Origin of the sequence: Stenotrophomonas sp. T8 (assembly GCF_051853085.1) — a bacterium.
GTDB lineage: Bacteria > Pseudomonadota > Gammaproteobacteria > Xanthomonadales > Xanthomonadaceae > Stenotrophomonas > Stenotrophomonas sepilia.
Map to the genome: position 1 here is coordinate 2,513,610 of NZ_CP195329.1, position 20,679 is coordinate 2,534,288.

Annotated in this window: 20 protein-coding genes; 9 read left to right on the top strand and 11 right to left on the bottom strand. The window is 66.4% G+C overall.

The features are described 5' to 3' along the window. Positions 1-3 precede the first annotated feature (3 nt). From ACSDHM_RS11810 to lpdA, 4 genes are all read left to right on the top strand, one after another. A complete protein-coding gene (locus tag ACSDHM_RS11810; RefSeq protein ID WP_439426291.1) occupies positions 4-900 on the top strand; it encodes a GNAT family N-acetyltransferase in 897 nt (298 codons plus the stop codon). Positions 901-1,086: 186 nt separating this feature from the next. Continuing rightward, positions 1,087-3,918 carry a 2-oxoglutarate dehydrogenase E1 component gene (locus ACSDHM_RS11815; protein WP_005417518.1) on the top strand — a complete coding sequence of 944 codons (2,832 nt, stop codon included), beginning with the start codon at positions 1,087-1,089 and terminating at the stop codon, positions 3,916-3,918. A 40-nt stretch (positions 3,919-3,958) separates the two neighbouring features. Next, on the top strand, positions 3,959-5,158 hold the full coding sequence (gene sucB / locus ACSDHM_RS11820; RefSeq protein WP_053499860.1) for a dihydrolipoyllysine-residue succinyltransferase: 1,200 nt from the start codon (positions 3,959-3,961) through the stop codon (positions 5,156-5,158). A gap of 63 nt (positions 5,159-5,221) precedes the next feature. Then, complete coding sequence (gene lpdA, locus ACSDHM_RS11825) at positions 5,222-6,658, top strand: dihydrolipoyl dehydrogenase (protein WP_005417523.1); 1,437 nt, start codon at positions 5,222-5,224, stop codon at positions 6,656-6,658. Between the two features lie 143 nt (positions 6,659-6,801). Here the strand turns inward: lpdA and ACSDHM_RS11830 are convergent, their stop codons facing one another. From ACSDHM_RS11830 to ACSDHM_RS11870, 9 genes are all read right to left on the bottom strand, one after another. After that, on the bottom strand, positions 6,802-7,059 hold the full coding sequence (locus ACSDHM_RS11830; RefSeq protein ID WP_072168350.1) for a hypothetical protein: 258 nt from the start codon (positions 7,057-7,059) through the stop codon (positions 6,802-6,804). Then, positions 7,056-7,268, bottom strand: coding sequence for a hypothetical protein (locus ACSDHM_RS11835; protein ID WP_005417525.1), 213 nt, complete (start codon positions 7,266-7,268; stop codon positions 7,056-7,058). The genes ACSDHM_RS11830 and ACSDHM_RS11835 overlap by 4 nt, the downstream gene beginning before the upstream one ends. Before the next feature lie 258 nt (positions 7,269-7,526). Further along, a complete protein-coding gene (locus ACSDHM_RS11840; RefSeq protein ID WP_049410515.1) occupies positions 7,527-8,957 on the bottom strand; it encodes a replicative DNA helicase in 1,431 nt (476 codons plus the stop codon). Between the two features lie 247 nt (positions 8,958-9,204). Then, positions 9,205-9,765: an NADPH-dependent FMN reductase gene (locus ACSDHM_RS11845; RefSeq protein WP_049410520.1), complete on the bottom strand. Its 561-nt coding sequence runs from the start codon at positions 9,763-9,765 to the stop codon at positions 9,205-9,207. A gap of 66 nt (positions 9,766-9,831) precedes the next feature. Further along, the gene (gene asnB, locus ACSDHM_RS11850; RefSeq protein ID WP_439426292.1) at positions 9,832-11,775 is read right to left on the bottom strand and encodes an asparagine synthase (glutamine-hydrolyzing); all 1,944 of its coding nucleotides are present in this window, start codon (positions 11,773-11,775) and stop codon (positions 9,832-9,834) included. 3 nt (positions 11,776-11,778) lie between these two features. Continuing rightward, positions 11,779-14,058: a transketolase C-terminal domain-containing protein gene (locus ACSDHM_RS11855; RefSeq protein ID WP_088496684.1), complete on the bottom strand. Its 2,280-nt coding sequence runs from the start codon at positions 14,056-14,058 to the stop codon at positions 11,779-11,781. A gap of 61 nt (positions 14,059-14,119) precedes the next feature. Beyond that, positions 14,120-14,776 (bottom strand): glutathione S-transferase family protein, encoded by a 657-nt coding sequence (locus tag ACSDHM_RS11860; protein WP_032954328.1) that lies wholly within the window; start codon positions 14,774-14,776, stop codon positions 14,120-14,122. Between the two features lie 153 nt (positions 14,777-14,929). After that, on the bottom strand, positions 14,930-15,478 hold the full coding sequence (locus ACSDHM_RS11865; RefSeq protein WP_439426293.1) for a GNAT family N-acetyltransferase: 549 nt from the start codon (positions 15,476-15,478) through the stop codon (positions 14,930-14,932). Between the two features lie 126 nt (positions 15,479-15,604). Next, positions 15,605-16,447, bottom strand: coding sequence for a glycine zipper 2TM domain-containing protein (locus ACSDHM_RS11870; RefSeq protein ID WP_061478099.1), 843 nt, complete (start codon positions 16,445-16,447; stop codon positions 15,605-15,607). Between the two features lie 163 nt (positions 16,448-16,610). Here ACSDHM_RS11870 and ACSDHM_RS11875 point away from each other — a divergent pair, with 163 nt between their 5' ends. Beyond that, positions 16,611-16,826, top strand: coding sequence for a DUF6116 family protein (locus ACSDHM_RS11875; protein ID WP_439426294.1), 216 nt, complete (start codon positions 16,611-16,613; stop codon positions 16,824-16,826). After that, positions 16,823-17,596 carry a TatD family hydrolase gene (locus tag ACSDHM_RS11880; RefSeq protein WP_072168353.1) on the top strand — a complete coding sequence of 258 codons (774 nt, stop codon included), beginning with the start codon at positions 16,823-16,825 and terminating at the stop codon, positions 17,594-17,596. Before ACSDHM_RS11875 ends, ACSDHM_RS11880 begins: the two co-directional genes overlap by 4 nt. Before the next feature lie 76 nt (positions 17,597-17,672). Here ACSDHM_RS11880 and ACSDHM_RS11885 read toward each other — a convergent pair whose 3' ends face one another. Next, complete coding sequence (locus tag ACSDHM_RS11885) at positions 17,673-18,500, bottom strand: tRNA threonylcarbamoyladenosine dehydratase (protein WP_088496682.1); 828 nt, start codon at positions 18,498-18,500, stop codon at positions 17,673-17,675. Positions 18,501-18,579: 79 nt separating this feature from the next. Between ACSDHM_RS11885 and ACSDHM_RS11890 the strand changes: the two genes are divergently transcribed. Then, entirely contained in the window at positions 18,580-19,014 is a 435-nt protein-coding gene (locus ACSDHM_RS11890) for a cytochrome c (protein WP_061477985.1), read from the top strand. Between the two features lie 136 nt (positions 19,015-19,150). Then, positions 19,151-19,645 (top strand): glycine zipper 2TM domain-containing protein, encoded by a 495-nt coding sequence (locus tag ACSDHM_RS11895; RefSeq protein WP_005417545.1) that lies wholly within the window; start codon positions 19,151-19,153, stop codon positions 19,643-19,645. A 73-nt stretch (positions 19,646-19,718) separates the two neighbouring features. Here the strand turns inward: ACSDHM_RS11895 and ACSDHM_RS11900 are convergent, their stop codons facing one another. Next, complete coding sequence (locus ACSDHM_RS11900) at positions 19,719-19,928, bottom strand: cold-shock protein (RefSeq protein WP_005417546.1); 210 nt, start codon at positions 19,926-19,928, stop codon at positions 19,719-19,721. Positions 19,929-20,163: 235 nt separating this feature from the next. Between ACSDHM_RS11900 and ACSDHM_RS11905 the strand changes: the two genes are divergently transcribed. Further along, positions 20,164-20,649, top strand: coding sequence for a DUF456 domain-containing protein (locus ACSDHM_RS11905; RefSeq protein ID WP_032958895.1), 486 nt, complete (start codon positions 20,164-20,166; stop codon positions 20,647-20,649). Positions 20,650-20,679: the final 30 nt, after the last annotated feature.

Here is a 20,679-nt window from a genome sequence, read left to right on the forward strand (position 1 = left end):
ACCATGGTCCGGGTCCAGCAGGTCAGCCACGCCGACGCCCACGTTGCCATCCACGACGTGCGCCAACGCGTGTTCGTGCAGGAACAGGGCATCGCCGCGGAACTGGAACGCGATGCGCTGGACCCGGTCAGCGTCCATGTGCTGGCACTGGACAGTGACAACCAGCCGGTCGGCACCGGCCGGCTGGCCCCGGACGGCCGCATCGGCCGTATGGCCGTGCTGGCCAGCCATCGCAGCCACGGGGTCGGTGAGGCCCTGCTGGAGGCACTGGTCGAGGCCGGGCGCAGGCTCGGCCTGGCCGAGCTGCACCTGCACGCCCAACTGCCCGCCCGCGAATTCTATGCCCGCCAGGGCTTCCTGCCTGAAGGCGAGGTGTTCGAGGAGGCCGGCATCGGCCACCAGCAGATGCGCCGCCGGCTGGGCGCGACCAGCGCGATCGTCCGCCGCGCCGAGGCGGTGGCCATCACCACGGCCATCGTCCACCGCGCCCGCCGCCAGCTGTGGCTGCACAGCCGCCAGCTGGACCCGGGACTGCTCGACGCGGCGCCGGTGCAGGCCGCCCTGCGCCGCTTCGTCACCGCCCGCCACGACAAGCAGCTGCGGGTGATCGTGCACGATGCCGCTGCGATCGCCTCTGCCGGGGCACCGCTGCTGGCGCTGGCCCAGCGTCTGCCAAGCGTGATCCAGTTCCGCGAGGTCAGCGATCCGGTCGACCGCGCGCTGGTCTCGGCCTGCCTGCTCAACGATGCGGGCGACTTCTACTTTCGTCTGATCGGCCATCGCCTCGACGGCGAGGCCGGCGTCGCGCTGCCGGCACGTTCGCAGCCGTTCGGGCAGCAATTGCAGCGGGTCTGGGACCGTTCGCGCGATTGCAGCGAACTGCGCGCGCTCGGCATCTGAGCCGGCACCGCTGACCCAACCTGTCTGGAACCGGCACCAGCGGACGCGGGATACCTGTGGTGGTGCCCCTTCGTGTCCCGTTGGGGGTACAATTTGGCTGTTTGAACGCGCCCGCGCAGGGCTATTCATCTTCCTGCCGGGTCCTTCTGAAGCCATACCCCACAAAGCGAATCAACACCCTCCATCGTGGACAATCAACTGAAGCAGTTTGCGCAATCTTCGCAACTCGCCGGCGGCAACGCCTCCTATGTCGAGGACCTGTACGAGCAGTACCTGGTCTCCCCGGATAGTGTCGATCCCAAATGGAAAACCTACTTCGACGGCTTCAAGGGCCGGGAAGCAGGTGACATTCCGCACTCGGCCGTCATCTCCCACATCGCGGACGCGGCCAAGGATGCGCTGAAAGCTGGCACCGGCACCGGTGCGGGCGACGAGCGCGAGCGCAATGTCGGTCGTCTGATCACCGCCTACCGCTCGCGCGGCCACCTGGACGCCCGCCTCGATCCGCTGGGCCTGGCCGCGCCGGTCAACACCCCGGACCTGGGCCTGCCGTTCCACAGCCTGTCCGATGCCGATCTCAACAGTGAGTTCAGCACCGGCGGCGTCGGCGGCCAGCCGCGCATGAAGCTGCGCGACCTGCTCGCACGCCTGAAGGCGACCTACACCGGCTCGATCGGCGCGGAGTTCATGCACATCTCCGAGGTCGAGCAGCGCCAGTGGATCTACAAGAAGCTGGAAGCGGCCGGTGGCAACTACCAGCTGGACGCTGACACCCAGCGCCGCACCCTGGAGCGCCTGACCGCGGCCGAAGGCCTGGAGCGCTACCTGCACACCAAGTACGTCGGCCAGAAGCGCTTCTCGCTGGAAGGCGGCGACTCGCTGATCCCGATGATGGACACCATCATCCGCAGCGCCGGCAAGGATGGCGTCAAGGACGTGGTGATCGGCATGGCCCACCGCGGCCGCCTGAACGTGCTGGTCAACACCCTGGGCAAGAACCCCCGCAAGCTGTTCGACGAATTCGAAGGCAAGTTCGAACACGACGAGCACGCTTCGGCCGGCGACGTGAAGTACCACATGGGCTTCTCCGCCGACGTGGCCACCGACGGTGGCCCGGTGCACCTGGCACTGGCGTTCAACCCGTCGCACCTGGAAATCGCCGACCCGGTCGTGGCCGGTTCCGTGCGTTCGCGCCAGGAGCGCCGCAAGGACACCGCACGCAAGCAGGTCATGCCGATCCTGATCCACGGCGACGCGGCCTTCTCCGGCCAGGGCGTGGTCATGGAGCTGTTCCAGATGTCGCAGGCCCGCGGCTTCGCCGTCGGCGGCACCGTGCACATCGTGGTCAACAACCAGGTCGGCTTCACCACTTCCAACCCGCTGGATACGCGCTCCACGCGCTATGCCACCGACGTGGCGAAGATGATCGCCGCCCCGGTGCTGCACGTGAACGGCGATGATCCGGAAGCCGTCGTGTTCGCCGCGCAGCTGGCCTTCGAGTTCCGCCAGAAGTTCGCCAAGGACGTGGTCATCGACCTGATGTGCTACCGCCGTTGGGGCCACAACGAGGCCGACGAGCCGGCGATCACCCAGCCGCTGATGTACCAGGTGATCCGCAAGCACCCGACCACTCGCGAGATGTATGCCGAGCAGCTGGAAAAGGCGGGCGTGATCGCCGCCGGTGCCGGCAAGGCCATGGTCGATGCCTACCGCGAGAAGCTGGACGCGGGTGAAGTGACCACCGAGCTGGCCAAGGTCGAGAAGACCCCGCCGAGCAGCCCGCTGTTCGTCGATTGGCCGAAGCTGCTGGAAGGCAAGCTGTCCGATCCGGTCTCGACCAAGGTCGAGAAGAACAAGCTGGTCGAGCTGGCCAAGCTGATCAACACCATCCCGGACGAAGTGCAGCTGCACTCGCGCGTGGCCAAGGTCTACGACGACCGCCGCAAGATGGCCGCCGGCGAGATTCCGGGCGACTGGGGCTTTGCCGAGAACCTGGCCTACGCCACCCTGCTCGACGAAGGCCACGCACTGCGCCTGGTCGGCCAGGACGTCGGCCGCGGTACGTTCACGCACCGCCACGCGATCCTGCACGACCAGAAGACCGACAACTACTACATGCCGCTGCGGCAGCTGGTGGATTCGCCGGAGAAGGCCACCGTCATCGACTCGCTGCTGAGCGAAGAAGCGGTGATGGCCTACGAGTACGGTTTCTCCACCACCGATCCGAACACGCTGTGCATCTGGGAAGGCCAGTTCGGCGACTTCGCCAACGGTGCCCAGGTGGTGATCGACCAGTTCATCGCCGCCGGTGAAGCCAAGTGGGGCCGCATTTCCGGCCTGACCCTGCTGCTGCCGCATGGCTATGAAGGACAAGGCCCGGAACACAGCTCGGCGCGCCTGGAGCGCTTCCTGCAGCTGTGCGCCCTGGAGAACATGCTGGTTGTCGTGCCGTCGACCCCGGCGCAGGCCTTCCACATGCTGCGTCGCCAGCTGCACATGACCACCCGCAAGCCGCTGGTGGTGATGTCGCCGAAGTCGCTGCTGCGCCACAAGCTGGCCGTGTCGACCCTGGACGAACTGGCCAATGGCGAGTTCCAGCACCTGATCGGCGACGCCAATGCCGATGCCAAGAAGGTCAAGCGCGTGGTGCTGTGCTCGGGCAAGGTCTACTACGACCTGCTGGAAGACCAGACCAAGCGTGGCCAGGACGACGTGGCGATCATCCGCGTGGAGCAGCTGTATCCGTTCCCGCGTGCGCTGCTGGCTGCCGAGCTGAAGAAGTACGGCAAGGCCACCGACGTGGTGTGGACGCAGGAAGAACCGCAGAACCAGGGCGCGTGGTACCAGATCCGCCACCACCTGCAGTTCTGCCTGGCCGATGGCCAGAACCTGCACTACGCCGGTCGCGCACGTTCGGCGTCGCCGGCTGCCGGTCACATGGCTGACCACGTCCGCGAGCAGCAGCAGCTGATTGCCGACGCACTGGTCAACCCGTTCAACGACACGTTCGCTGAATAATCCTCCCCCTATTTAGAAGACAAACCAGGAAGCTCCCGCAATGGCCACCGAAGTCAAAGCCCCGGTACTGCCCGAATCCGTCGCCGACGGCACCATCGCCACCTGGCACAAGAAGGTGGGCGACGCCGTCAAGCGCGACGAAAACCTGCTTGACCTGGAGACCGACAAGGTCGTGCTGGAAGTGCCGTCGCCGGTTGACGGCGTGCTGAAGGAAATCAAGTTCAAGGAAGGCGATACCGTGACCTCCAGCCAGGTCGTGGCGATCATCGAAGAAGGCGCCGTGGCTGCGGCTCCGGCCCCGGCCGCTGAAGAGAAGAAGGCTGAAGCCGCACCGGCCGCCGCTGCTCCGGCCGCTGCCGCCGCTCCGGCTCCGGCTGCCAAGTCGGCCGCCGACACCCTGCCGCCGGGCGCCCGCTTCACCGCCATCACCGAAGGCGTGAACCCGGCCGACGTCGACGGCACCGGCCGTCGTGGTGCAGTGACCAAGGAAGACATCGTCAACTTCGCCCGCAACGGCGGCGCCGGCAAGGCCGGTGGTGCACGTCCGGAAGAGCGCGTGCCGATGACCCGCATCCGCAAGCGCATCGCCGAGCGCCTGATGGAGTCGAAGAACTCCACCGCCATGCTGACCACCTTCAACGAAGTCGACCTGTCCAAGGTGTCGGCGGCGCGCAAGGAGCTGCAGGACGAGTTCGTCAAGGCCCACGGCATCAAGCTGGGCTTCATGAGCTTCTTCGTGAAGGCCGCTGCCAACGCGCTGCAGCGCTTCCCGCTGGTCAACGCCTCGATCGACGGCGACGACATCATCTACCACGGCTACTCGGACATCTCGATCGCCGTGTCGACCGAGAAGGGCCTGGTCACGCCGGTCCTGCGCAACGTCGAGCGCATGTCGTTCGCCGACATCGAGAAGACCATCGCCGACTACGCCAAGAAGGCACGTGACGGCAAGCTGGGCCTGGAAGAACTGCAGGGCGGCACCTTCACCGTGACCAACGGCGGCACCTTCGGTTCGCTGCTGTCGACCCCGATCATCAACCCGCCGCAGAGCGCCATCCTGGGCATGCACGCCATCAAGGAGCGTCCGATCGCCCAGAACGGCCAGGTCGTGATCGCGCCGATGATGTACCTGGCGCTGTCCTACGACCACCGCATCATCGACGGCAAGGACTCGGTGCAGTTCCTGGTGGACATCAAGAACCAGCTGGAAAACCCGGGCCGCATGCTGTTCGGCCTGTAAGAAACCTCCCGCCCCTCCGCGCCTGCGCGGAGGGGTTCTGGTAATGCATCAAGGAATAATTCAATGGCTGAACAATTCGACGTCGTCGTCATCGGTGCCGGCCCGGCCGGTTACCACGCTGCCATCCGCGCGGCCCAGCTGGGCCTGAAGACCGCCTGCATCGACGCAGCCCTGGGCAAGGACGGCAAGCCGGCCCTCGGCGGCACCTGCCTGCGCGTGGGCTGCATCCCGTCCAAGGCGCTGCTGGATTCCTCGCGCCAGTTCTGGAACATGGGCCACATCTTTGGCGACCACGGCATCAGCTTCAAGGATGCCAAGATCGACGTCGAGGCGATGATTGGCCGCAAGGACAAGATCGTCAAGCAGTTCACCGGCGGCATCGGCATGCTGTTCAAGGCCAACAAGGTCGCCGCCTACTACGGCTTCGGCCAGCTGCAGCCGGGCAACGTGGTCAAGGTGAAGCAGCACGACGGTTCGGAAGTCGAGCTGAAGGGCACCAACGTCATCATCGCGGCCGGTTCGGATTCGATCGAACTGCCGTTCGCCAAGTTCGACGGCGAGACCATCGTCGACAACGTCGGCGGCCTGGACTTCACCGAAGTGCCGAACCGCCTGGCGGTGATCGGTGCCGGCGTGATCGGCCTGGAACTGGGCAGCGTGTGGAAGCGCCTGGGCGCTGAAGTCACCATCCTTGAGGCCATGCCGGAGTTCCTGGCGGCTGCCGACGCCGAAGTGGCCAAGGCCGCTGCCAAGGAATTCAAGAAGCAGGGCCTGGACATCAAGCTCAATGCCAAGGTTTCCAAGACCGAGATCACCGGCAAGGGCAAGAAGAAGGAAGTCATCGTCACCTACACCGACGCGGAAGGCGAAAAGACCCTGACCGTGGACAAGCTGCTGGTGGCCGTCGGCCGTCGCGCCGCCACCAAGGGCCTGCTGGCCGAAGGCACCGGCGTCAAGGTCAACGAGCGCGGCCAGATCGAAGTCGACGCGCACTGCCACACCGGCGTCAACGGCGTGTGGGCGGTCGGCGACTGCGTGCGCGGCCCGATGCTGGCGCACAAGGGCTTCGAGGAAGGCATCGCGGTGGCTGAGCTGATCGCCGGCCTGCCGGGCCACGTCAACTTCGACACCATCCCGTGGGTCATCTACACCGAGCCGGAACTGGCGTGGGTCGGCAAGACCGAAGCCCAGCTGAAGGCCGAAGGCATTCCGTACAAGGCCGGCAGCTTCCCGTTCGCCGCCAACGGCCGTGCCGTGGCGATGATCGAGCCGGCCGGCTTCGTGAAGATCCTGGCCCATGCCGAAACCGATCGCATCCTCGGCATGCACCTGGTTGGCGCCAACGTCTCCGAACTGGTGCACGAAGGCGTGCTGACCATGGAGTTCAGCGGCTCGGCCGATGACCTGGCCCGCATCTGCCACGCCCACCCGTCGCTGTCGGAAGTGATCCACGACGCCGCGATGGCGGTCAGCAAGCGCGCCATCCACAAAGCGAACTGATCGTCCGGTAGTGCCGGCCGCTGGCCAGCATCACCCGGATATGAAAAACCCCGCCTCGGCGGGGTTTTTTGTTGCCCGTTTCCCTGTAGCGCCGAGCCCACGCTCGGCTGCCCTGCAGAGGCCGCCGAGCATTGGGTTCAGCGTTACACCTTTCCAGCCGGCTTCTTCGGTGGATCCTCACAGACCCGATGCTGCACCACCGTCTCGCCGACCTTCCATTCCTTGGTGACCCGGCAGCGCTCCCTGGCCTCGGGCCTCGTCGAAGCCTTCGCCCCCGCAGCATTCGCTTCGTCGGCACCGGCTGCCTGCTGGCGCTCCAGCCACGCCGAAGGCGGTGCTGGAGGAGCGGCCAGTACCGGGCCGGCCGCCAGGGCCAGACCGACCAGCGCCACTGCCCTCATGCGGGCACCGCCCGGCCACCGAGCATGCGCGCCGGCAGCATGAACAGCGCGCGCAGGAAGGCGAACAGCGCCGAGAAGGTGATGCCGACCAGTCGGAACGGCAGGCTCAGCAGCCACACGAACGGCCAGGCGATCAGGGCGAGGATCGCCAGCGGCCAGCACAGTACGAACAGCAGGCACCACACACCGAGCGCGAACAGGGTCTTCATCACGGTCTCCTTGGGGCGGCACCCTGCCGCCTGCGGACACCTTGGCGCCCTGCCCTGGCGCCGGCAAACGGTTTGCGACGAAACCGGGCTGGCGGCGATGAAACCGATCCAGCGCAGTGCAACGCCACGCCCACGCCCACGCCCACGCCCGGCTGCGCTTCGTGGCGACCGCATGGAACCCGCGCTGACAGCGGCTCCTGCCGGTGCCTTGGCTCTCAGCGCCCGGTGGTGGTTGCCGGCCAGCGGCCGGCATGACCGTTACTCGAACGAACCGACCGAATCGTGGGCCAGGTTGTCGAAGCGGGTGTACTCACCGAAGAACTTCAGCTTGCACGAGCCAGTCGGGCCACCACGGTGCTTGCCGATGATGATTTCGGCCAGGCCCTTGTCCGGCGAGTTTTCCTTGTTGTAGTAGTCGTCGCGGTAGATGAACACGATCATGTCCGCGTCCTGCTCGATTGCGCCCGATTCACGAAGGTCGGCCATCACCGGGCGCTTGTCGGTACGCGTTTCCAGCGAGCGGTTGAGCTGCGACAGCGCGATCACCGGCACGTTCAGTTCCTTGGCCAGTCCCTTCAGCGAACGCGAGATTTCCGAGATTTCGGTCGCGCGGTTCTCGCTGTTGCCCGGCACGCTCATCAGCTGCAGGTAGTCGATCACCACCAGGCCCAGGTCATGCTCGCGCTTGAGGCGGCGGCACTTGGAACGCAGCACTTCAGGCGACACGCCCGGCGTGTCGTCGATGAAGATCTTGGTCTCCTTCAGCATCTTGATCGCGCTGGTGACGCGGCTCCAGTCCTCGTCTTCCAGCTGGCCGGTACGCAGGCGCTGCGCGTTGATGCGTCCATTGGAGGAAATCAGGCGCATCGCCAGCTGCGATGCCGACATTTCCATCGAGAACACCGCCACGCCCTTCTTCGACTTGATCGCCGCGTACTCAGCGATGTTCAGCGCGAAGGTGGTCTTGCCCATTGCCGGGCGCGCCGCGAGGATGATCAGGTCGGTCGGCTGCAGGCCGGCGGTCATCGCATCGAACTCGTTGTAACCGGTCGGCAGGCCGGTGATGTTGCCGCCGTTCTCGAAGCGGTTGCGCAGCTCCTCGAAGGCATCCTTCAGTGCACCGGGCATGGCCACGAAATCGGTACGGCCACGCGCACCCTGTTCGGCGATTGCAAACACGCTCTTTTCCGCCGAGGCCAGCAGCTCGCTGCTGTCACGCCCCTCCGGCTGGAAACCGTCGTTGACGATGTCGGTGCCGACCTGGATCAGCTGCCGCAGCACTGCCTTGTCGCGCACGATCTCGGCGTAGGCCACGATGTTGGCAGCTGACGGCGTGGTACTGGCCAGTTCGATCAGGTAGGCGCCGTCCCCCACCAGTTCCATCTTGCCCTGCGATTCAAACCACTCGCCCAGCGTTACCGCATCAAACGGCCGTTCGCGCTCGGACAGCTCGCGGATCGCACGATAGATCATCTGGTGATCGCGACGATAGAAGTCGCTTTCGGTCAGCTGGTCGTTGACACGGTCATACGCCTCGGGCGCCAGCATCAGGCCACCCAGCACCGCCTGCTCGGCTTCCACCGAATGGGGCGGTACCCGCAACTGGTCGATGCGCGACTCGTCGCGATCGCGATCGAAGCCATCACCGCGCTCTCTGCGGTTGGAACGGAAGCCGGGACGAGCGGACATGCTGCGGTGTTTCCTGCAAAAGTGGGCCAGACGAGTGTAGGCATGTGCCGACCCCGGCAGCCATGGACAAACCTGTGGATAAGCCGTGGGAAAACGGGGGATATCCGCCGGTACCTGGCCAGACTGGCGTGAGAGCGTCGCACTGCCTGCGACGGACGCCGTTGCGGCGCCCGAGTGGGACATTATCGCAGATCAACGCCCCGGGGTCGGATCCCCTTCGACGCAGGGGACTCTGACCCCGCAGGCGTCAATCGCCCTTGACGTGCACTGCGATCAACGCCAGGAACCGGTCCACGTAGCCCTGCAGGAACTTCTGCGTGCCTTCGTTGTGGATCGTGCCGTCGGCATCGATCAGGCCGTCCTTGAAGTGGATGAATGCCTCGGGCTGGCCCAGCACATGCATGTCCAGGAAGGCCAGGCTGTTGCGCAGGTGCTGCTGGGCCACGGCGGTACCGATCTGGCCGATGGAGGCGCCGATCACCGCCGCCGGCTTGCCGGCAAACGCACTGTCACCGTACGGGCGCGATCCGATATCGATGGCGTTCTTGAGCACGCCAGGCACCGACCGGTTGTACTCGGGTGTCACGAACAGCACCGCGTCGGCGGCGCGCACCTGGTCCTTCAGCCGGGTGCCCTGCGGCGGATAATCGGCGTCGAAATCCTGGTCGTACAACGGCAGATCGCCGATCTGCACGTACTGGAAGCGCGCGCGATCACCGGCGAGCTTCTCCAGCGCATGGGCCAGCTTGCGGTTGCAGGAATCCTTGCGCAGGCTGCCAACGAACACGGCGATGGTGGGGACGGACATCGGGACATACTCCTCACGGTGCGGGAGGCCCAGCCTAGTCGCCAGGCCCGTGCCATCCAGTGAAGATCAGCCGCCGGTCACGCCGGTCCGCGCCTGCCGCCAATGCGCCTGCCAAGCCTGGAACATCAGCACGTTCCACAGGTGGGTATGCCACTTGCGCTGCCCCCCCAGGAACTGCTGCCACAGCGGCTGCACCGCCGCCGCCGACAGCACGCCCTCACGCTCCAGCCGCGCCGGCTGCAGCAGGTCCTCGGCCCAGGGCCGCAGGTCGCCCTTCAACCAGTCACCGACCGGTGCGCCAAAACCGCGCTTGGGACGGTGCACCATTGAATGCGGCACGTAACGGCCCAGCACGCGCTTGAGCAGCACCTTGCTGGTCGTCTCACTGCGCTTGAAGCCCAGCGGCAGCGACCAGGCGAACTCGGCCACGCGCCAGTCCAGCAATGGCGCGCGTGCCTCCAGGCTGACCGCCATCGAGGTCCGGTCGACCTTGCATAACAGGTCGTCCGGCAGGTAGGTCACGAAATCGGCCAGCATCATCGCGTCGGCCGATGTGCCCGCGCCATGCAGCGGATCGGCCAGGTCGTAGAAGCTGCCGGCGGCCTGCGCGCCGGGCACCGCCGCGGCCGGGTCGCGCCAGCGCGAGATGCGGTTGCGGTAGACGTCGCCGATGCCACGTGCGCCGGTCTCGGCCAGCAGCGCGGCCAGGCCACCGGTCCGCGAGGCCTCGCCCTGCTGCTGCGAGCGTGCGCCCATCCAGCGCCGCAGCGGCCCCGGCACGCGTCCGAGCATCTGCCAGTTGCGCAGCGCGCGTACATACCGGGTGTAGCCGAAGAACAGCTCGTCGCCACCGTCGCCGGACAGCGCGACGGTCACGCCCTGCCGCGCCAGCCGTGCGACCAGCGCGGTCGGCACCTGCGACGCATCGGCAAAAGGTTCATCGAACATCGCCGGCAACTGCGGCACCACCGCCAGCGCGTCGGCGCCACTGACGTACAACTCGGTGTGATCACAGCCGAGGTGAGCCGCCAGCTCCCTGGCCAGCGGTGCTTCGTCATGTCCCGAGTCGGTGAAGCCGATACTGAAACTATGCACCGGCTGTCCGCTCTGCGCCTGCATCAGCGCTGCCACCAGCGATGAGTCCGTGCCGCCGGACAGGAACACGCCGACCGGCACGTCGGCCACCATGCGCAGCGCCACCGCATCGCGCAGCAGCGTATCCAGCTGTTCCTCGGCCTCCTCGATGCGGCCCTGGAACGGGGCGGCCAACGCCGCCTGCATGCGTGCGCGCGCATCCCAGTACGGGCGCTGCGCCTGCTCCGGGCGGTGTGCCGCGGCGCCTGCGGCCACAGCCGCTGCATCCAGCCGCAGCACCCGGCCCGGCATCAGCTTGTAGCAGCGCTGGTGGATGCTGTGCGGCGCCGGGATGTAATCCAGCCGCAGCAGCAAGGTGAGCGCATCGCGGTCGATGTCGTTGTCGAACGCCGGGTGTTGCCAGAGCGCCTTCAGTTCCGAACCGAACACCAGCGTGTCGCCGGCCCAGCCGTAGTACAGCGGCTTCTTGCCGACGCGGTCGCGGGCCAGCCACAGGCAACGATCCTGGCGGTCCCACAGCGCGATGGCGAACATACCGTTGCAGCGCTGCAGGGTATCTTCCACGCCCCACTGCAGGATCGCCGCCAGCAGTACTTCGGTGTCGGAATGGCCGCGGAAGGTGTGCCCCAGCGGCTCCAGCTGTTCACGCAGGGCCGCGAAATTGTAGACCTCGCCGTTGTAGGCCATCACGTAGCGGCCGTCCGCCGAGGCCATCGGCTGGTGGCCCAGCGGGGACAGGTCAAGGATGCTCAGGCGCCGATGCGCCAGCGCGATGCCCGCCTCGGCATCGACCCAGCTGCCGCCATCATCCGGCCCGCGATGGTGCAGCGCCTGGCCCATGGCCAGCGCCTGCGCCTGCAGCGCCTCGGCCGACGCCAGCGGCGCCGGCAACAACATTCCCGCCAATCCACACATGCATCAGGGTTCCTGCGCCAGGTCGAGGGCGGCGCCAATCACCGCATTGTCGCTTGGAAGCCCGAACATTGCTGCCCCTGCCAGTGGCGTGTAGGTGTCGGCGCCACAGACGCGGCGCAGCGGCAGGTGACCAAAGCCGGCCTCGACCAGCGCCGTGACCACGCCCTCACCCACTCCGCCGCTGTGGCGGCCTTCGTCCAGCACCAGCACCCGCCGCGCGCTCGCGGCCTGGGCCGCGATGAAGCCGGCGTCCAACGGTACCAGCCAGCGCAGGTCGACCACGCGCACCTGCCAGCCCAGCTGCTGCTCGATCGCCCGCGCCGCGCGCAACGCCATCGGCACGCCATTGCCATAGGTGTAGATCACCAGGTCTCCGGCCTCCGGTGCATAGACCCGGCCCTCGCCCGGCACCAGCGCCCGGCCCTGTGCCGGGTAGTCGAACAGCCACTGGCCATCCCCCGCTTCGTGCAGGTCCTTGCTCATGTACAGCGCGATCGGCTCCAGGAACACCGCCACGCGCCCATCCACCCGCGCCAATGCGGCCAGCGTGCGCAGCATCATCACCGCATCGTCGCCGCGCGAGGGGCAGCCGACCACCAGCCCGGGGATGTCGCGCAACGCGGTGATCGAGTTGTCGTTGTGGAAGTGCCCGCCGAAACCCTTCTGATAGCCCAGCCCGGCCACCCGCACCAGCATCGGGTTGCGGTACTGGTCGTTGGAGAAGAACTGCAGCGAACAGGCTTCACCACGCAGCTGGTCGATGGCGTTGTGCAGGTAGGCCAGGTACTGGATCTCCGGAATCGGCAGCATGCCCAGGTTGGCCAGGCCCTGCGCCATGCCCAGGATCATGGTTTCATCCAGCAGCGTGTTGAACACCCGGCGTGGACCGAAGCGGCGCAGCAGATCCTTGGTGACGGTGTAGACACCGCCCTTCTGAGCCACGTCCTCGCCGAACAGCAGGCTCTGCGGATACTTCGCAAGCAGTTCCAGCAGGCCGTGGTTGATCTGGATCGCAAGATGCCGTGGCGCCTGTCGTTCCGGCAAGGCCTCGGTACCGCCATAGAGTGCCTCGCGCGCTTCGTCGGCGACCTCGCGCCGGGCTTCGGCCTGCACCGCCGCGGGCGTATAGGGTGCCAATGGCGCCATGACCTCCTGCAGCGACTGCAGCTTCGCACGGCCTTCGGCATCGGCAGCGGCGGCCATGCAGCGCGCGCGCATCGTCTCGTAGGCCACTTCGATGGCGGCTGCATCCATCCAGCCCGATTCCAGCGCGATCTGCGCCGAGCGCAACAGCGGATCCTGCGCCTCGGCCGCGCACAATTCCGGCAATGCACGCCATTCCACCTCGAAGTCGGTGCCGGCGTGGCCCATCAGGCGCGTGGTGTGCAGATGCAGGAAGGTCGGTCGCCGCGTCCGCCGGCAGTGGTCCGCTGCGGCCTGCACCTGGGCGTGCCCGGTGGCCAGGTCGAGGCCATCGGCAAAGAAGTAGTCCAGCCCTGGCTGGTGGCTGAAGCGCTCGGCAATCCAGCCGTCCGGCGTCTTCACCGAGATGCCCAGCCCGTTGTCCTCGCAGACGAACAGGATTGGCGCCGGCAGTTTCTGGTAGGCCGCCCACATCGCGGTGTTGAATGCGGTCTGCGCAGTGGCATGGTTGGCCGAGGCGTCGCCGAACGAGCACAGCACGATGCTGTCGGCCGGAATGGGAAGCGCATGGCCCAGCCGCTTGCCACTCTCGATGGCCAGCGCGGTGCCCAGCGCTTTCGGCAGGTGCGAAGCGATCGTCGAGGTCTGCGGCAATACCCACAATGGCTTGCTGCCCCACACCTTGTGCCGGCCGCCACTGGCCGGGTCATCGGCGCTGGCCGCGAATGAAAGCGCCGCATCGCGCAACGGGTCGATGCCCGGCACCTGGCGCGAGCGCTCGACCATGAAGGCGCCGGAGCGATAGTGCAGGAATGCGGGGTCGGTATGTCGGCAGGCCCGCGCCAGCAGCGCGTTGCCTTCATGGCCGGACGACCCGATGGTATAGAAGACCTTGTTCTGCACGCGCAATACGCGCGCCATCAGGTCCAGCTGGCGGCTGGCCAGCTGGGAATCGAACAGCTCACCGAAGGCCGCAGCGCTGAGCGTGCTGCCCGGCAGGATCGGCGCGTCCGGCGCAGGACGTGCGCGCGGTGCGCCTCGCCAGCCACGCACCGCGTCGAGGAAATTGGCGTCGCACACTTCGGCGCGGTTGAGCACGCGCATGCGCGCAGGAATCGGATCTGGAACCACAGCAAACATCGAACACCCTCCGTGTCGTTGTTGCATTCCACCCGGCAACGCCGGGCGCTACCCTGTGGGATCAGGCAGCCTCGAAGCGCGCGCGCACCTCGGCGGTCACCGCTGGCATCGCCACGAAGCGCGGCTGCGCGCGCACGCGCTGCAGCCAGGCGCGCACTTCCGGGAAGGGCGCCAGGCTGATGCCGCCCTCGCCTGCCACGTCGGTATAGGCGAACAGCGCAATGTCGGCGATACCGTATGCGCTGCCGGTGAACCACTGCGCTTCGCGCAGGTGCTGCTCCATCACTGCCAGCGCGGTGGCGGCACGCTCGTGCAGGCGTGGCAGTTCAGCACGGCGCGGTGAATCGGGCGGTGTCCAGCCGCGGATGAAGCGCGCTACCGCCACGCATGGCTCGTGCGTGTACTGCTCGAAGAACATCCAGCTCAATGCCTGCGCGCGTTCCCAACCGTCGGTAGGCAGGTAGGGCGTCCCTTCGGCCAACCAGAACAGGATCGCATTGGATTCAGTCAACACGCGGCCATCGTCGCGGACGATCAACGGCACCTTGGCGTTGGGATTGAGCGCGAGGAACTCGGCGGTGTGGGTCTGGCCATGGGCACTGTCCACTTCCACCCAGCGGTAGCGGCTGCCGAGCTGCTCCAGCAGCAGGCGGACCTTGTGGCAATTGCCGGACACCGACATGCCATGCACCGTCAACGGGACGCGCTCTTCCACCATTGCCTGATTCCTCGGATCCGGCCGGCGGCCAGCTGCACGCAGTCTGGCAAGCCCGCCGGTGAATGCCAAGCGCGGATGCAGCATGCGGACAATCTGTAGCCGAGCCCATGCTCGGCTGCTGTGCGCCAAATGCAGCCGAGCATGGGCTCGGCTCTACAACGGCGAACGGCGCTGGCGCCATTGTTCGCGCGACTGGCCCCAGATCTGCATCGGCTTGTCGTTGTACGGCGGTGGCAATTCACCCATGCGCAGCAGCGTGCTGCCGAGCTTGCGCGCGACCGCCCTCGAGTTGTCGTTGTTCTCGGCGATGGTGTGGATCACCTCGTCCCAGCCCAGCGTGTCGAATGCCCAGTCGATGGCAGCAACCGCCGCTTCCGGTGCATAGCCCCGGCCCCAGCTGGCATGCCGAATACCCCAACCGACCTCGGTTCCAGGCCAGTCCTGCGGCTGCCACGGTCCCATCCGGCCGATCCAGTCACCGCTGGATTTCTCGATCACACTGAACATCGAGAAGCCGAACAGCTGCCAGGCGCCGGCCAGGCTGCAGAAGCCGCGCCATGCCACCGAGGGCGGTTGAACACCCCCCAGAGTGCGCATCGTTTCCTCGTCGGCACAGAATGCCAGGTACGGTTCGTAGTCCTCGCGCAGCAGCGGGCGCAGGATCAGCCGGTCGGTTTCCAGGCGCAGGTCGAAGATGCTCATGCCGACTCCTTGTCGAAGGGGGGCATCCATCATGGTCGATTCCCTTTCCCCACGGATGAATGCCCGTGCGCACAACGAAGCGGGCCGGCATGAGCCGGCCCGTCGGGTGCAGCAGGGTGTTCTGGATTACTGGCGCGTGGCCGCAGTGGCGCCGGCAGCAGCGGTCTGCGTGACCAGCTGGCCATCGACCACCGGCAGGCGATCGCTGGCCGGCTTGTTGTCCATGCGCACGGTCTTCTCGGCGCCATCATAGCGATAGGTCACGTTGTAGCCCTTCACCACATCATTGGTACCCATGGCGATGCGGCTGCCCGGCTTGCTGGCCATGCGCATGGTGCCGGTGGTGCCGTCTTCGTTGCGATAGGTCACGTTGTAACCGGTGACGCGGCTCGACTCGGACGTTGCGGTTTCGGTGTGGCACTGGCGCTCGGTACGATTGACCACGCGGCCGCCCACATGGCGCTTGTCGATCTGGTTGCCGATGAAGCCACCGGCCACCGCACCGGCTGCGGTCGCGGCCTTCTTGCCGTTGCCGCCACCGACCTGGTTGCCGAGCAGGCCACCCACCACCGCGCCGACCACGGTACCGCCGACGTTGCCATCACGCTCCGGCAGGCGCTCCTGCACCGTCACGTCCTGGCAGACCTCGTGCGGGGTCTGGGTCGTGGAGGTCTCGCGCACCGGATCGGTGCCGATCACGGTGGCATAGGCCTTCTGCTTCTCGGTGATCGGGTCGACCTTCAGCACATCGGCATATTCCAGCCCGCGCGGCGCCGACGGGTCGAGCTTGTCACCACGTACGCCATCGTCGGTGGCGTTGCCATCGACCAGGCGCGACTCGCCATTGGGGGTTGCGGCGCTGATGGAGTCGGGCGATTTGTCGCCACTCTTCATGAAGGCGGCGGTGGCGATGCCACCAACCAGCAGCGCGCCCGCTGCGACCAGGACAGTTGTAGTTGTGCTTTTCATGACCTGCTCCTTGCGGACCATCCGCAACGTTCTCGGGACAGATTGCAGCATGCGCTGCCTGAACGGAATCTCCACATTTCCTGCTCATTCCTGTAACCCATTCAGCATCGGGAAATGCAGGGCCCGTGGTAGCGTTTGCATATTCCCCACGAGGATCCCCGCCATGGCCAACCCGATGCTGCTGCCAGTACTGCAGTGGGCGCGCCGGCTGCGCTACCCCACCCTGTTCAAGCTCACCGCCGGTCTGTTCGTGCTGACGCTGTTCTTCCCGGACCCGATCCCGTTCATCGATGAGCTGGTGCTGGGCTTCGGCACGCTGCTGCTGGCCAACTGGAAGAGCCGCAATGCCACCACGCCACCGCCGCTGGAACAGCGTTGAGCGTGCTGATCGACAGCCACTGTCATCTCGACGCGAGCGCGTTCGACCCTGACCGTGCCGCGGTGATCGAGCGGGCGCAGGCCGTGGGTGTACGCCAACAGGTGGTGCCAGCGGTCACCGCTGCCAGCTGGCCGAAACTGCGCGAGGTCTGCCAGCAGGCGCCCGGGCTGTACCCGGCCTTCGGCCTGCACCCGATGTTCCTGGCCGATCACCAGCCTGGGCACCTGCCACTGCTGCGCCAGTGGATCGAGCGCGAACGCCCTTGCGCGATCGGCGAATGCGGGCTGGACTTCTTCGTCGAAGGACTGGATGCCGAGGCTCAACAGGCATATTTCATCGGCCAATTGGAACTGGCCCGTGAGTTCGAGCTGCCGGTGATCGTGCACGCGCGACGCGCGGTGGATGCGGTGATCGCCGCGATCCGCCGCATCGGCGGCCTGCGCGGCGTGGTGCACAGTTTTTCCGGCAGCCCCCAACAGGCCGCGCAACTGCACAGGCACGGCTTCCTGCTGGGTCTTGGCGGTCCGCTGACCTACGAGCGGGCGCAGCGCCTGCAACGGCTGGTACGCGGGATGCCGCTGGAGCAGCTGCTGCTGGAAACCGACGCGCCCGACCAGCCCGACGCAGGGGTCCGCGGCCAGCGCAACGAACCGGCACGGTTGGCAACCATTGCCAGGCACGTGGCCGCGCTGCGCGGAATGGAGCTGGAGGCCCTGGCACAGGCCACGACAGAGAATGCGCGGCGGCTGTTCGCGCTGCCGGCAACGTAAAGGCGGGGGCCAACCTTGGCCGGCACGCTGTAACGACCGCGACGAACCCGATGCCGGCCAGCGGCCTGCACTACCGTCACGCGTCGGCGTAGGCCTCTGTCACCTCGGTTTTCGCCTTCTTCGGCTCCAGCAGCATCTCCAGCGCCTTGCCCACCGCCGCAAAGGCGAACGCGCCGGTGATGTGGGTCGCCGCGCCCAGACCGGCGCCGCAGTCCAGCTTCAACGCCGCATCGGCACCCAGGTTCGGACGAATGCCGCAGACGCTGCCATCGGCCTGCGGGTACTTCACATTCTCCAACGAATACACCGCCGGCACGCCGAAATAGCGCTTGGCGTTCTTCGGGAAGTTGAACTCGCTGCGCAGCTTCTTGCGGATCAGCGCCAGCATGGCGTCGTGCTCGGTGCGCGAGACATCGCGGATACGTACCAGGGTCGGGTCGGTGCGGCCACCGGCAGCGCCGACGGTCAGCAGCGGCAGCTTGCGGCGACGACACCAGGCGATCGTCTCGACCTTGACCCGGAAGCTGTCGCAGGCGTCGATCACCAGATCGAACCCGCGGTCCAGCAGCTGAGCCATGTTGGACATCGTCAGGAATGCCTGCACGGCGTCGACGTCGATCCCCGGGTTGATCGCACGGCAGCGCTCGGCCATCGCCTCGGCCTTGTTGCGCCCGTAATTGCCTTCCATCGCCGGCAGCTGCCGGTTGGTGTTGGACACGCAGATGTCGTCGGCATCGATCAGGGTCAGATGACCGACCGCCGAACGGGCCAGCGCCTCCACCACCCACGAGCCGACGCCGCCCATGCCGACCACCGCCACGCGACTGCCCTGCAGGCGCTCGAGCGCACCCACGCCATACAGCCGTTCGATGCCGGCGAAGCGTTGTTTGACCTGTTCGTTCATCGGGCCATTTTAACGTGCAGCTGCCAGCGCCCAAAGCACGCCGGCGTTGAACCCACCGTTGCACGCCCGGAGAGGCCGCATGAACGCCAGCCCGCCCCGCCGCCTGTCCCCTGCCCATCGCTACCTGTTCGTACTGTGCCTGGGCCTGCTGATCGGCCTGGTCGCCACGGTAATGGTGGGCCGCGCCCTGCAGGCGCGTCGCGACCCGTTCCCGGACAGCCTGATGCAGGTGATGCAGCGGCAGTCGCAGCTGCTGCAGCAGGCTCAGCAGCAGAACCGCTGCAGCCTGGCCGACAGCGTGCCGCGGCTGCAGGCACTACGCCTGTTGTCCAATGACCTGGACCTGGCGTTCCCCGGGCTGAAGGACAGCACGCAGTTCCAGCAGCACGCCAGCCGACTTCGCGGCAACCTCAACACTGCGCTGGCTGCACCGCCAGGCGACTGCAGGGCCTTGGCCCAGCTCGTGGAAACGCTGCAGGCCGATTGCCGGGCCTGCCACCAGGATTTCCGCTGAGGCGCGTTCATCCTGCAGCCGGGCATCAGGTGCGTGGTTGGCGCGTTGTTCACGTTCAAAGGGAGAGGATTCGTCCACCCTGCTGCATGACGCAGTACCACCCAACATACCCGCCTTCACGGCCAGGAGACGCCCCATGAAGATCCAGCTCATCGCCGCCAGCGCCATCGCTACCCTCGCGCTGGCCGGTTGTGCCACCTCGCCCGGTTACAGTGGCGGTGGTTACAACAACGGCTACAACAACGGCGGCTACGGCAACAACGGCGGCTACAACCAGGGCCGCTGCGCGGACTGTGGCATCGTCACCCGCATCAACACCGTGCCCTCGGGCCGCACCGCGCCCAGCGCGACCGGCGCGATCCTCGGCGGCATCGTTGGCGCCGTGGCCGGCCATGAAATCTCCGACCACACCGGTGGCAGCCGTGGCAACAAGAACATTGCCGCCGCTGCAGGCGCAGTCGGTGGCGCCCTGGCCGGCAACCAGATCCAGAAGAATGTGACCAGCGATACCTACGACATCAGCGTGCGCATGGATGATGGTCGCACCATCGTGGTCAACCAGCGTGACCTGGGTGGCATCCGTGAGAACACCTATGTGCGCGTGGTCAACGGCAAGGTCATCCTGCGCTGACCTGCAGCGGGCCAAAGGCAAAGAAAAAGGCCCGCTTGCGCGGGCCTTTTTTCATGCCGACGGACGGCAGGTGTTACATCGGCTGGACCTTGTCGGCCTGCAGGCCCTTCTGGCCCTGCACGACTTCAAAGCTCACACTCTGGCCTTCCTTGAGGCTCTTGAAGCCCTGGGTCTCGATGGCGCGGAAGTGCACGAACACGTCCTCGCCATTCTGCCGGCTGATGAAGCCGAAGCCCTTCGCATCATTGAACCACTTTACGGTACCGGTCTCGCGATCAGCCATCTCACTAACTCCCTTTGACTCTCTCTTGTTGTTGGAAACGCCTGGTGGGCGGCTGACAAGCAAGGGGGAAGCGAGGTGCATCGATGCAGCGGATCGGGAAGATCTTGCTTCATCAGGCCACGATCCACGGTGACCTTGCCAAGCTCAGCGACTGCAACTTAACCCGGCCAAAACGAAAAAGCAACTGGCAAAATCTTTCACTGTCAACCCCAAAACGGACTCCATACGGGACAGCATGGGACTCTCATTCATCTTGTATCTGCTAGCGGTCATTTTTGTCCTGATAGGCATCGCCGGCATCATCCTGCCGGCCCTCCCGGGCATCCCGCTGGTGTTCATCGGACTGCTGCTGGCCGCCTGGGCCGACGGCTTCGCCCACGTCGGCTGGCCCACCCTGGTCGCGCTCGGGGTACTGACCCTGCTTTCGCTGCTGGTGGACGTGCTGGCCACGGTTGTCGGCGCGCAGCGTGTCGGCGCCAGCCGCAAGGCGCTGTGGGGAACCTTCGTCGGCAGCATCGTCGGCCTGTTCTTCATGCCCATCGGCCTGTTCGCGGGACCGCTGGTCGGTGCCCTGCTCGGCGAGTACTGGCACACCCGCGAACTCGGCCGCTCAACCAAGGTCGGCCTGGCCACCTGGCTCGGCATCCTGCTTGGCCTGGCACTGAAACTGGCGGTTGTGATCGCGATGCTGGGCCTGTTCGCGTTCGCCTGGTTCTTCTGAGCCACCTGGCCTTCACGCCACGCGCACGCT